The sequence below is a fragment of the Acinetobacter sp. YH12227 genome (assembly GCF_013417785.1).
Taxonomy (GTDB): Bacteria; Pseudomonadota; Gammaproteobacteria; order Pseudomonadales; family Moraxellaceae; genus Acinetobacter; species Acinetobacter gandensis.
Window position 1 is genome coordinate 1 of record NZ_VPDH01000027.1, and the last position, 13,395, is coordinate 13,395.

11 protein-coding genes are annotated in these 13,395 nt (G+C 41.2%); 6 read left to right on the top strand and 5 right to left on the bottom strand.

Annotation, left to right across the window (positions count from 1 at the left end; genetic code table 11):
• Positions 1–62: 62 nt before the first annotated feature.
• Positions 63–425 (top strand): GGDEF domain-containing protein, encoded by a 363-nt coding sequence (locus FTV09_RS07590; protein WP_257222856.1) that lies wholly within the window; start codon positions 63–65, stop codon positions 423–425.
• 68 nt (positions 426–493) lie between these two features.
• Here FTV09_RS07590 and FTV09_RS07595 read toward each other — a convergent pair whose 3' ends face one another.
• Positions 494–1,114, bottom strand: coding sequence for a hypothetical protein (locus tag FTV09_RS07595; RefSeq protein WP_180057710.1), 621 nt, complete (start codon positions 1,112–1,114; stop codon positions 494–496).
• 279 nt (positions 1,115–1,393) lie between these two features.
• Between FTV09_RS07595 and tehB the strand changes: the two genes are divergently transcribed.
• On the top strand, positions 1,394–2,257 hold the full coding sequence (tehB, locus tag FTV09_RS07600; RefSeq protein WP_180057713.1) for an SAM-dependent methyltransferase TehB: 864 nt from the start codon (positions 1,394–1,396) through the stop codon (positions 2,255–2,257).
• Between the two features lie 152 nt (positions 2,258–2,409).
• Here the strand turns inward: tehB and FTV09_RS07605 are convergent, their stop codons facing one another.
• The 3 genes from FTV09_RS07605 to fadB form a co-directional block, all read right to left on the bottom strand.
• Entirely contained in the window at positions 2,410–3,129 is a 720-nt protein-coding gene (locus FTV09_RS07605) for a hypothetical protein (protein WP_180057716.1), read from the bottom strand.
• Positions 3,130–3,498: 369 nt separating this feature from the next.
• Complete coding sequence (gene fadA / locus FTV09_RS07610) at positions 3,499–4,671, bottom strand: acetyl-CoA C-acyltransferase FadA (RefSeq protein ID WP_180057730.1); 1,173 nt, start codon at positions 4,669–4,671, stop codon at positions 3,499–3,501.
• 12 nt (positions 4,672–4,683) lie between these two features.
• Positions 4,684–6,837 (bottom strand): fatty acid oxidation complex subunit alpha FadB, encoded by a 2,154-nt coding sequence (fadB, locus tag FTV09_RS07615; RefSeq protein ID WP_180057743.1) that lies wholly within the window; start codon positions 6,835–6,837, stop codon positions 4,684–4,686.
• 470 nt (positions 6,838–7,307) lie between these two features.
• Between fadB and lpxO the strand changes: the two genes are divergently transcribed.
• From lpxO to FTV09_RS07630, 3 genes are all read left to right on the top strand, one after another.
• A complete protein-coding gene (lpxO, locus tag FTV09_RS07620; RefSeq protein WP_067761430.1) occupies positions 7,308–8,222 on the top strand; it encodes a lipid A hydroxylase LpxO in 915 nt (304 codons plus the stop codon).
• A 353-nt stretch (positions 8,223–8,575) separates the two neighbouring features.
• The gene (locus FTV09_RS07625; protein ID WP_180057746.1) at positions 8,576–9,646 is read left to right on the top strand and encodes a protoglobin domain-containing protein; all 1,071 of its coding nucleotides are present in this window, start codon (positions 8,576–8,578) and stop codon (positions 9,644–9,646) included.
• A gap of 135 nt (positions 9,647–9,781) precedes the next feature.
• Complete coding sequence (locus FTV09_RS07630; protein ID WP_067761421.1) at positions 9,782–10,192, top strand: PH domain-containing protein; 411 nt, start codon at positions 9,782–9,784, stop codon at positions 10,190–10,192.
• Between the two features lie 53 nt (positions 10,193–10,245).
• On the opposite strand, the gene FTV09_RS07635 is transcribed toward FTV09_RS07630, so the two are convergent.
• Positions 10,246–11,292: an AAA family ATPase gene (locus FTV09_RS07635; RefSeq protein WP_180057749.1), complete on the bottom strand. Its 1,047-nt coding sequence runs from the start codon at positions 11,290–11,292 to the stop codon at positions 10,246–10,248.
• Positions 11,293–11,472: 180 nt separating this feature from the next.
• Between FTV09_RS07635 and uvrC the strand changes: the two genes are divergently transcribed.
• Entirely contained in the window at positions 11,473–13,272 is a 1,800-nt protein-coding gene (gene uvrC, locus FTV09_RS07640) for an excinuclease ABC subunit UvrC (protein WP_180057753.1), read from the top strand.
• Positions 13,273–13,395 lie beyond the last annotated feature (123 nt).

Here is a 13,395-nt window from a genome sequence, read left to right on the forward strand (position 1 = left end):
TTGATGCCATTTTTCTTTATACTGTCACTGAGGCAGGTTGGACATTTGATTTCTAGAGTTATTTGCATTTCTCTATTTTATCAAAATTCAACCTGCTTTTTTTCAGCATACTTTTTGAAACACCACCTAATAGTTTTATTAGTCGCTGGGGTGGAGAGGAATTCCTAATTTTGCTTGAGGATTATGATCTAGACAAAGCACAAGATTTGTGTGAGTCGATCTTAAATGCCTGCGAAAAAAATCCATATAAGCTGGATCGTACACGTTTGGAAGTGACGTTTAGTATGGGGCTGACGACCTTTAAGCAATTAGATTTATCAAATTACTCAAGTACTTTACAGCAAGTCGATGCGTGTTTGTATCAAGCGAAAACACAAGGTAAAAACCAATTTGTGACGCATAAAATTATTCCAGCAGTTTTATAATTTGCACAAATGTTATTTAGTTAAGCAAAAAAAAGATGCCATTTCGGCATCTTTTTTTAAATCAGAAATTAAGCTGATTTTTTGAACCAAGAGAAAAAGCCTTTTTTCTCAGCTTTAGCAGCTTCAGCTTTTTTCTCAGCACATTTTTTTGCGCAGTCTTTTTTCGCTTCAGCTTTTACAGCTTCAGTTTTTGCTACAGCAGCGTCTTTTGCTTCAGTTGTTTTCTCAACGACAGCATCTTTTGCAGCGGCTGTTTTAGCCACAGCAACATCTTTAGTTGCAACAGCTGCATCTTTTACAGCTTCAGTTTTTGCTACAACAGTTTCTTTCGCTTCCATTGTTCTAGTTACAGTCGCATCTTTAGCTGCTACTGTTTTAGCAACAGTTGCTTCTTTCGCAGTTTCAGCTTTTTCTACAACAGCTTTTTTAGCATCTACAGCTTTCGCTTTTGTAGTTTCTTTGATTGTTAAAGTTTTTGTTTCAGTTGCTTTTTCAGCGACAGCAACTTGGTTTTTAACAACATCTTTAGTTGCTTTTGCAGCTGCAACAGTAGCAGTTTTAGTTTCTACTGCTTGTGCTTTTACAGCTTTAACTACAGTAGCTGGTTTTTGTTCAATAGCTGTAGCCGCCATTGTAGAAGTTGTCGCAGCAACTAAAGCCATTGCTAAAGTAGTTTTGATTGCGTTCATAGTCATCACTCTATAAAACTTAGTTAAAATAAGGCATTGTAAATTCTATGCCTTATATTGCCGTTGTAGGTTACAACTTAGAACGCATGCTGCTTATTTGTGTGAATAATCCACTAATGTTACAAACGAATAACAGAGGGAGAACCTACAAAGACAAGCCGTGACAAATTAAACTGTCTTTTCGACACTTATCAGGTGGAATACTCTGTTAGGCTGAAGCTAGATTGATCGCTATTTATTGATCTATATAACAAGATGAAACTGTGGAGTTAAAACAAAATGAATCAATTGATGAGTTATAAAGAACTCCCAATATGGACTCAGCAGACCATTCCGGAGGGTTTTAAACGTCAGCACAATACCAAGGCAGGGACATGGGCAAAACTGATTGTGCTTCAGGGTGAAGTGAATTTTGCCATGTTAGATGATGCTGGAAAGGTCTTGTCCGAACATGTATTTAGTCCAGCGCAGCAGCCGCCATTTATTGAACCTCAGGCGTGGCATAAAATTGTTTCTGTTAGTGATGATGTGCAATGTCAGCTGAGTTTTTATTGCCAACCACAGGATTATTTTAATAAGAAGTATCAACTCAGCCCAACGCACTCAGAAATTTTGGCAGCAGCGCCGTATTTGCAAGGTGGTCGTGCTTTGGATGTCGGTTGTGGTCAGGGACGTAACAGCCTATATTTAAATCAGCAGGGCTATCAGGTTGATGCTTGGGATGTAAATCCACGTAGTTTGCAAAAGTTACATGAGATTATTACCGCAGAAAGCATTGAGCATATTGATGTACAGCAATGCGACCTCAATGCAGACCAAAGCATTACAGATACATATGACTTTATTTGCTGTACTGTAGTGATGATGTTTTTAGAAGCCAGGACAGTGAAGCCACTGATTCAGCAGATGCAAAAAGCCACGAATATTAATGGCTATAACCTGATTGTTTGCGCGATGGACACGTCGGATATTCCGGCACAGCCTGACTTTCCTTTTACGTTTAAAGCAGGCGAGTTAAGTGCGCTATATGATGGCTGGAATATTGTGAAATACAATGAAAATGTCGGTGAGTTACATCGGGTAGATGCACAAGGCAATCGGATTAAACAGCATTTTGCAACCTTGTTGGCGCAAAAAGTTTAAGCCTAGAATTGTAGGATGTTGAGTTGAAGGGTTGGGGGATCAACTCAACACTTACTTTACTTAATAATGAAAAAATGGGATCCATTTTTGAGCTAGTCAGGCTGTATGTGTACTTAGAAAATTCAACCAATTGAATATGATCATACTCTGATTTAAGGCTGATAAATAAAGCCCAAAGCTTTTAGAGGCAATTGAATGATGTCGATTGTGAGTGTTAAAGGTAATAGTGGTAATTCTGCCATTTTTTCCTGCCCTGACTTTTTAACATAGCCACTTTGGTCTTCGTAATGCTGGATACGGATCTTATAGGGATGGCTTAAGGGCTTTAAATCTGCGGCATTCGCAACTTTTGGGTAAACCGTACCTGCAATTTCTAAATTAAACAGATGATCTTGATGTTCTGCCTTTGAACAATCACATGGTGCTACACCATATTGGTTAAATAATGCTCTTTCCGTAGGGCTTAGTGTTCCATTGGGAGGCGCATAATAAAATTTAAAGCTTCCGCTAAATTTAGTGCTGTTCGGGCTCGGAGAATTAAATTCTAGTTCTCGATGGAGACGAATATATTGTGGATTGAGTTGGCTAATCAGTTGAATAAAATCAGCACCGCCTTTATTGATCAAATAGCTGTATTTATTGCCTGCGACTACGATGCTATCGATTGGTTCATTGGGTATTGCTTTAGCGGGTTTGCCAAATGCGATCACATCATCTTCAAGGATTGTTCTCCATGCATATTTTGTTTCGTATTTTTGAAACAGATCACGGGAGAGTTCACCGATTTGATTATTTGTAACGCAAGCTGTAAGAAAAATAAAAGTGCCTAGGCAGCTCATCTTTAAGAGGTAGTGAAGTCGTTTATTTATCATTGTTATGCATATTTAAGTTTTGGTTTAGGCCTTACAATAATTCAAAAAACGCTGAAAATCGAGAATTAGCGTATTAACTTTAAAAATATGCTGAGACGTTTTTAAGGTTTGTTTAGCACGGTTTATTGCTGAAGATTTTTGAACAAAATTTATTTCACTATGAAATTTCCCTCTCCTTTTAAGGAGACTTGCGCAGAATACCGCTCAGGAAGAGGATTTATATGAAAAATTTCCCCTCACCCTCTTGTGGTGCATGCTGCTTGCTTCAGAGGGAGAAGGGGCTTCTAGTATTATTCATGCGAGTTTAGTTAACAAATAAAAAACCCCGCAATAAGCGGGGTTTCTTTTATCTCAGTATTTAATTAAAAATTAAACACGTTCGATAATGGTCGCGATACCTTGACCCAAACCGATACACATCGTTGCAAGACCGATTTGTGTATCTTGCTGTTCCATAACGTTCAGCAAAGTCGTTGTGATACGCGCACCAGAACAACCCAATGGGTGACCCAATGCAATCGCACCACCGTTCAAGTTCACACGGTCTTGTTGGTCATAAATGCCTAAGCCTTTAAGAACAGACAAACCTTGTGCTGCGAACGCTTCGTTCAATTCAAACGTTTGAATATCAGCAATTGACAAGCCAGCACGTTTAAGCGCTTTTTGAGTTGCTGGTACAGGACCATAACCCATGATCGCAGCATCACAGCCTGCAACCGCCATAGAACGAATCACAGCACGTGGCTTAAGACCTAGCGCTTGAGCACGTTCAGCAGACATAAGCAACATTGCAGAAGCACCATCAGACAACGCTGAAGATGTCGCAGCAGTTACCGTACCGCCTTTCGGGTCAAATACTGGACGTAAAGATTGGAACGCTTCAAGGTTCGCATCAGGACGAATCACTTCATCGACATCGCACAGGATTTTGAAGCCATTCGCATCGTGACCTTCAACGCCCACGATTTCATTTTTGAAACGACCTTCTTGTGTTGCAGCCCAAGCACGGCGGTGTGATTCAACACCAAACGCATCTTGTTCTTCACGAGAAATACCGTTCATACGACCTAACATTTCAGCCGTTAAGCCCATCATGTTAGACGCTTTTGCATAGTGCTTAGACGCTTCAGGGTTGATGTCGATGCCGTGCATCATGCCAACGTGACCCATGTGCTCCACACCACCGATGATGAAAACATCACCTTGGTTAGTTGCAATTTGCGCAGCCGCAGTATGGATTGCTTGCATAGAAGAACCACACAGACGGTTCACTGTTTGACCTGCAACAGTACGTGGTAAGTCTGCTAACAATGCAATGTTACGACCAATGTTCATACCTTGCTCTAGGGTTTGGTTTACACAGCCCCAGATTACGTCTTCAACTTCATTGGTATCAAACTGGTTACGAGCAACAAGCGCACGTACTAATTCAGCAGATAAGCTGTCAGCACGGACGTTACGGAACATACCATTTTTGGTTTTACCCATTGCTGAACGTACGCCATCAACGATGACAACGTCACGTGGATTTAAAGTAGCCATTCACGTTGCTCCTTAACCGTAGAATTTTTTATTGTTTGCAGCCATGTCACGCAACATTTGTGGCGCTTCATAAGCCTTACCTAAATACGCATATTTGTCGCAAAGCGCTACGTATTCAGCGACACCTGTTTGGTCGATGTAACGGCATGGACCACCACGGAATGGAGGGAAACCTACACCCATGATCATCGCCATATCTGCTTCAGCAGCAGTCGCTACGATGTTGTCTTCTAGGCAACGAACAGTTTCGTTACAGAACGTCAGCATCATACGGTCAATGATTTCTTGCGCATCAAATTCACGTTTTTCCGCAGTTGCAACAGAAGCCACAAGTTCGTAAGCCACTGGATCAACCACTTTGGCTTTCTTACCTTTACGGTCAAGTTCGTATTTGTAGAAACCAACGTCATTCTTTTGACCAAGACGTTTGTTTTCGTACATGGTTAAAGTTGCGCCTTTATAGTCTGGCTTCATGCGGTCAGGGAAACCTTCCGCCATCACTTCTGCACCGTGTACGCCTGTGTCGATACCCACAACGTCGATGAGGTAAGCAGGACCCATAGGCCAGCCGAATTTTTCCATCACTTTATCAACTTGCTGGAAGTCAGCACCGTCTTTCAGTAGAAGGTCAAATGCACCGAAGTAAGGGAACAGTACGCGGTTTACAAGGAAGCCCGGGCAGTCATTTACCACGATTGGCGTTTTACCCATTTTCTGAGCAAGAACCACAGTCGTTGCGATTGCCTCAGCAGATGTTTTCTCACCACGGATCACTTCAACCAATGGCATCATGTGAACTGGGTTAAAGAAGTGCATACCGACAAAGTTTTCAGGACGTTGTAGGTTTTCAGCCAAACGTGTGATTGAAATTGTTGAAGTGTTTGAAGCAATGATCGTGTTGTCACGAACGTTCTTCTCAGTTTCAGCAAGTACGATACCTTTTACTTTCGGGTTCTCTGTTACTGCTTCAATCACGATGTCCACTTCTTTAAACTCGTCATAGCTTAAAGTCGGACGGATGCGCGCAAGAGTTTCACCCATTTGAGCAGGCTTCATTTTCTTACGGTCAACTTGTTTGGTCAGTAAGCCATTGGCTTCTTTCATACCTAAAGCAAGTTGTGGGTTACCAATGTCTTTCATGATGATTGGTGTGCCTTTGCTTGCCGCTTGGTAAGCAATACCACCACCCATGATACCCGCGCCTAGTACAGCGGCTTGGTTGACAGGGTGAGCACCTTTTTCATATTTCTTCGAAGTTTTCTTCACAATTTGGTCGTTAAGGAATAAACCAATTAACGCACCAGCTTGTGGAGTTACCGCAGCTTTAGCAAAACCTTGCGCTTCGATTTTCAATGCTTCATCACGTGGAAGGCTTGCACCTGCTTGTAATGAGTCTAGAAGAAGTTTTGGCGCTGGGTATTGTGCAGGGTTTGCTTTAGCAAGAACTGCACCTTTCGCTGTATTGAATGCCATCATTTGTTCAAGCATGTTCAATTTAACAGGATCCAATTTTTCTTGGCGTTTTGCTTTCCAGTCTAGACGGCCAGCAATTGCTTGTTTCACAAGGTCAATTGCAGCGTCTTGTAGTTTGTCTGCAGCAACAACCGCATCAACTGCACCGTCTTTGAGCGCAGCAGCAGGTTTCTTTGGATTAGCCATTGCCATCCATTCAACCGCATTGTCGATACCAATCACGCGGCTTAAACGAACCGTACCACCAAAACCTGGGTAGATACCAAGTTTGATTTCTGGAAGGCCAACTTGTGCAGCTTCTGACATCACACGATAGTCACACACTAAACACATTTCAAAACCGCCGCCCAATGCCATACCATTGATTGCAGCAACCTTAGGAACGTTTAAATCTTCAAACGCATTGAAGATGTCGTGAACAGGCAATGCCCAATCCACAATCGCTTGTTCGCCTTGAGCGAAGTTCGCACCAAATTCAGTGATGTCTGCACCAACGATAAATGTAGATTTACCTGAAGTTACGATTAAACCTTTGATATCACCGTTTGCTTTAACAGCGTCAATCGCAGCTTTAAAATCTTCAATGGTTGCGCGGTTAAATTTGTTGACCGACTCACCTTGTAAGTCAAAGCGGAATTCTGCAATTCCGTCCGAAAGCATTTGGACGGTAATGGCATTGCCAGCGTGGATCATGCCTGATCTCCTTTATTTTGGAGGACTTCTAAGTTGATGTTGTGAAGCGAGTACGCGCTTCCTGCGTACACTTTTTGCCTCGCTAATCTTACGATAACTATATCCAAAAAGAATATAACAAGTTGTATCAAGCCGTGACGCTAGGGTCATCAATTTTTCGTTTTGAAAACTGATTGTTATAAGTCTTTTTAGTGCGCGTTCTAATAAAATGTGCTGAAGCTTATGTTTCAATTCACATTTTATTTCGAAAACTATTTTTTATATTGGGTAAATCAGATAAAAATCAAGAAAATGCAAGGATAATTTTTGGCAGAATGGTCAATCGCTCAGTTGTTTCAAGGTATGACTTTATGCAACACAGTGTTCTATGGCGTATATTTAAGCGAAAATAATCGCTATGTTACAATGTCCTGGTTTTTAAAATTCTTTTCTTGATTTAAGCATTTTGCTTCAACGCTCCAGGTCCTTGTATGATTAAGTGGATTATCCTGGCGGTCTTTGTCATTTCTGCTTTTTATATTCAGCAGCGCGGTAAGGTTCGTCATTCCTTTTATCGTCAGTTCTTTGATCACTCTACGCTACTCGCACCGATTAATTTTCTGATGTACATGTTTTCCAAAGTACCCAATCAACCTTATATCGAAACACAACACTTTAAAGATTTAAAAGTGTTGGATGAACATTGGGAAATGATTCGTGATGAAGCGAAAGCATTGTATGAACAGGGTGGGATTAAAGCTTCAAGCAGTTATGATGATTTAGGCTTTAACTCATTTTTTAAGACGGGGTGGAAGCGATTTTATTTAAAGTGGTATGACTCCGCACATCCATCAGCGGCGGAGCTTTGCCCGAAAACCACGGCTTTACTCAAAACATTACCTTCGATTAAAGCGGCAATGTTTACTGAGTTGGCGCCCGATAGTCGTTTGGTTCGCCATCGTGACCCTTATGCGGGTTCATTACGTTATCATTTGGGGCTATTAACGCCGAATGATGATCGCTGTTTTATTGATGTCGATGGACAACGTTACTCATGGCGTGATGGTGAAAGTGTGGTATTTGATGAGACTTATATTCACTATGCAGAAAATAAAACTGAAGAAAATCGTATTATTTTCTTTGCCGATGTAGAGCGCCCTTTAACATCTAAATGGATGGAACGTTTTAATCATTGGTTTGGTAAAAATGTGATGACTGCGGCGAGTTCACCGAATGAAAGTGGTGATCAAACGGGTGGCTTAAACAAGGTCTTTGGCTATGTCTATCAGCTTCGAATTAAAGCCAAAGCACTGAAAAAAACCAATCGCTCAATGTACTATTTCCTAAAATGGTTCTTGATGCTAAGTATTTTCTTCCTTATTTTTGTTCGCCCATATTTATTTTAAAAGTGTAATAAATATTTAAAAAATGCGCCCTTAGGGGCGTTTTTTTATGCTGACAGCATGCAAAATATCGGTTATCGTGAATGCAGAATAAAAAAAATAAAATGTTTAATGAGAGCTAGAACAGCGTGCTAAGGACATAGGCGTATTGTCGCGTTTTGCTATTCGGAGATGCATTGCGACTTCAAGGAAAACAATACAGTTCGGTCAAAATTTAAAGAACAACCACAATATCGCTTGATGACAAATAGAGCAGAATTTTTCAATAAAGATGCAGTATTTGTCTATACATCACATATGGTCATTGACCCATCATATGATGAGCATACTCTGGTTTGGGGATAGGGTAATCTAAGATGAAAGCGACAAATCAGACCTTAATGCATCAAATGCATATTTCGATGCAGGATATTGAACGGCGTAAACAATTACTCGGATTGACGGATCAGGAACTCGCAGAACTGGCTTCAATTGGTGGCATAGTCGCACCTATTTTAGACACCATGGTCGATGAATTTTATGAAAATCAGACCTCAATTCCTGAAATTGCCACGTTGATTGGTGATTTAGATACCTTAAAGCGACTGCAACGCGCGCAGCATCAATATTTATTGGATTTATTTTCTGGGCGTTATGACAGTGCTTATGTGAATAACCGCTTACGCATTGGCTTGGTGCATAAACGCATTGGAGTTGAGCCTAAGCTGTATTTGTCGGCTGTACATACTTTAAAAACTATGCTGTTTAGTTTGATACGACGCACTTTTAATGATGTGGAACAGTGCCATGGCATTGTGAATACCTTAGAAAAACTATTCATGTTCGATACCACATTGGTGGTTGAAACCTATGTCTGGAGTCTAATTAGTGAGGTGAAGGTTTCACGTGAAAAAATGGAACAATATGCGCATACACTTGAGTTCCGTGCACAAGAAATGGAGGAGCTTTCTCAACGTGATCCGTTGACAGGATTACTGAATGTTCGACATCTATCTTCCATGCTCACCAGTATTTTATATACCGCACAGCGAAATCTAGATCCAGTTACTGTAGTGTTTATCGACATCAATGATTTTAAGAAAATTAATGATGAGCAAGGGCACCCTAAAGGCGATCAAGTTTTACAAACGGTCGCTGAGGCGATTAAGTCGGTCGCGCGGTTAGATGATCATTGTTTTCGCTATGGTGGGGACGAATTTTGTTTGGTGTTACCGGGGTGTACTGAACTGCATGTGCAAAGTAGTTTTATTCCGCGATTACTTGAAACCGTGGAAGAAATGGAAAGTGGCTTGAGTTTGAGTATTGGTGTGCGCCAGACGGATCATATTAGTGGCTATATTGATGCCATGACGTTGGTGCAACAGGCAGATGCCGAAATGTATTTGGTCAAGAAGCAATACAAAGCCAGTCAAGGTGAGGTGTCATAAGCAGCCACAGGCTCTTAACGCTATACTGGAAAAATGATGCTTTAATCAATGCGGAATGAGTGAAAAAATATTCTCTCGCATCCATGCGCTTGGCTAAATCTTGTATAGAATAAAAGCAGCTTATGAGGGGGTAAGATGCAAGTATTTCATTCTAAAAAAGATTGGTGGGTAGTCGCATTTATTATTTGTATGAGTGGTTTACTCATCCAGTTATTACTCACCATGCAAGCTAAAGGCACGATGCAGCAATATCCTATGCATAGCGCAGTGTATATTTTGACGGTGCTACTGCTTTGGTGGCCCTTCAATACGCGTTATCAGATTTCTGCGGAACAGCTGAATATTCGCAGTATGTTTGTAGGTTGGCAGATTCCATTACAGAATATCCAGCGAATTAGCCCAAGTCAGGATTTATCGGCAGCACCTGCGCTTTCCATTAAACGTTTAAAAATTGAATATGTACAAGATGGCAAAACCAAATTTGTCATGGTTTCACCAAAAGATCCGCAAGCTTTTGCTAAAGCGATTGGTGTTCCAATCCAATAAATATAAGAATGTAGAATAAAGGCATGTGAGCATGCCTTTTAAAGACAAGTGAATTATTTAAGAATAACCAATTGTCCAAGTTGTGCATCTAGGTGTATTTCAGTTTGTTCGGGATAATTCAAAAAATATACAGCCAAAATGGGCTCAAGTTCGACTCGAATTTTTCGTGCTAGATGGCGCGCACCGTAACGAATATCGTGGTTTTGATAAAAATGTGCTTTTGCAGCATCCGTAAGCTGAATGCTACGTTTTTGATGTTGTAGGCGTTGATTAAGTTTTTCCAATTCAATTTCCACCAGTTTCGGCAGTGCATCATCTTGCACAGGTTGGTATTGCAACACACGATCAATACGGTTAATAAATTCAGGGTCAAATTTACGCTGCATGACTTTTTTAATAATGCTGCTGACAGGCACACGTTTCAGACAAACCTTTTGAATTTTTTCGGGTAAAAAATTCAGCTTATCTAAATATTGCTGTGCTGCTTGTGCGCCGACATTGCTGGTCATAAAGATCATGCAATTACGAAAGTCGATGGTTTTAGTGCCGGATGTCAGGGTTAATTTACCACTGTCCAATACATTCATTAAGCCACGCAAAACTTCGGTTGAGGCTTTTTCCAATTCATCAAATAAAACAATACCCGGGCGTGTGTGGCTGCCGGCAATCGCTGTTTCATCAAACAGACTATGACCTTCTTTTGAACCGACATAACCCGGAGGCGCACCAGTAATTGCAGCGGCATAATGTTCTTGGGCTAGGGTATTCATATCAATACGGCAAAAAGCATCGGGGCGACCATAGATGACTTCACTGATCAAGCGCACGGTTTCAGTTTTGCCAACACCAGTTGGGCCGAGCATTAAGGTGACAGAAAGTGGACGCTCAGGACTAGAAAAATCTGCTTTAACTACATGCAGCATTTTTTCAATTTCATTTAACGCACCCTCTTGACCGATAATGCGTTGCTTTAAAAGCTGCATGACCTCAAGCGGTTCAAAATGAAAACGAGGCTTCCCCATCAAACGTTTTTTTTCGGCATTACTTAAGGTCGAAGTCGTCGGTTTTACCACATGAATGGCGGGATTAGCATTCGTCATGCATTATGTTCCTATGGTGGGATGTTCTGAGCATAGCAAAATTAGAATTTTCCATTAATAGCTTTTAGCAATCAGATCATTGCTGCCAACAAGAATAAATTCATTTGATTGCTTGAAAATGCAAGGCAAAGCATCACATCATGTCAGTACAGCGCTAAATAGCATGGGATAACATTCTGAGTGAACGAAAACGCACGCGAACATATCGAAAAGATTCTAGCCCACATGACCACCTTGCCCGGCGTATATCGCATGCTCGGCAAAGAGGATGAACTACTATATGTCGGTAAAGCTAAAAATTTAAAAAATCGCGTGTCGAGTTATTTTGTTAAAACCATTGAGCATCCCAAAACACAGGCTTTGGTTGCCCGTATTTATGATATTGAAACGCTAGTAGTGCGTTCCGAAACTGAAGCATTGTTGCTGGAACAAAACCTGATTAAGCTGCATCGTCCGCCGTATAACATCATGCTGCGTGATGATAAGTCATATGTTTATATTTTTATCTCTGCCGATAAGCCCTATCCACGCATTGCCGCAGGACGTGGGAAAGGTAAGCATCAAGCTGGTAAGTTTTTTGGACCTTATCCGAGTGCCTATAACGCAAGGGATACCTTGGTGGTATTACAAAAACTTTTTAATGTACGCCAATGTGAAAATAGCTATTTTTCTCAGCGCAAACGACCGTGCCTGCAATACCAAATTAAACGCTGTTCTGCGCCATGTGTTGGTTTGATTTCACCCGAAGATTATAAAGAGGATGTCAATAACTCGATTCGCTTCTTGCAAGGAGACACCAAAGAACTCAACCAAGAGTTGATTGCCAAAATGGAAGCGGCGGCCGAAGCACTCGAGTTTGAAAAAGCCGTATTTTACCGTGACCGAATGGCGCTACTACGTGATGTGCAAACCCAACAGGCGATTTATAAGGTTAAAGGTGAAGCCGATATTATTGCGATTGCTTATCAAGCAGGGGTGACCTGTGTGCAGATTATGCATGTACGCAATGGTAAAATGCTGGGTGGGAAAAGCTATTTCCCTGATATGCAGGGCGATGACTTAGGACAAATGCTATCAGACTTTATTGCTAATTTTTACTTTCAGGTGGCAGATGAAATTCCTGCTGAGTTGATTGTTAATGTAGAGATTCCAGACCGCAAAGACATGGAAGATGCACTACATCAGCACTTTGATAAAAAAATTCAAATCAAACATAAGGTGCGAGAAACCCGTGCCGAATGGCAAGAGCTTGCACAAATGAATGTGCAGCACGCCATTAAAGGCAAACTGGCTGATCATTTTGAATTGAATGAACGTTTTCATCAACTGGAACAAGTGGTTGGTCGTCCGATAGATCGTATTGAATGTTTTGATATTTCCCACACAATGGGTGAGGCAACGATAGCCTCCTGCGTGGTCTTTGATGCAGGTGGTGCACGTAAACGTGATTATCGGCAATTTGCCATCAATGACATTACTGAAGGCGATGACTATGCTGCAATGCGTCAGGCGCTGACTCGTCGTTATAAAAAGAACATGTTACCTGATTTGTTGCTGATTGATGGTGGTAAAGGTCAGTTACACATGGCGATGGAAGTCATGCAAGAACTGCAGTTAGATGCCTTTATAGTCGGGGTGTCGAAAGGAGAAGGACGTAAACCTGGTTTAGAGACTTTACACTTTACCGATGGTGAAAAAATCCAGTTACCTGAAGACCATAAAGCGCTGCATTTAATTCAACAAGTGCGTGATGAAGCCCATCGCTTTGCCATTACTAAACATCGAGCGAAACGTGATAAAAAGCGAGGCTCTTCGGTGCTTGAAGCCATTCCTGGACTGGGACCAAAGCGTCGCCGAGATTTACTGACACACTTTGGTGGGATTCAGGGGGTACTCAAAGCTTCGGAAAATGATTTGAAATTGGTGCCGGGATTAGGTGATGTAATGGCAAGAACCATTTATAAAATCCTGCACGAATAAGACTTTTTGATATTTTTAAGCATGATAAGTTGCATGTATTTGCCAAAATGTACATTGACGCATGGGTCACTGATCATTCACATCAATTGAGTTTTAGACAATGATATAAAATTCAAAAAAGAT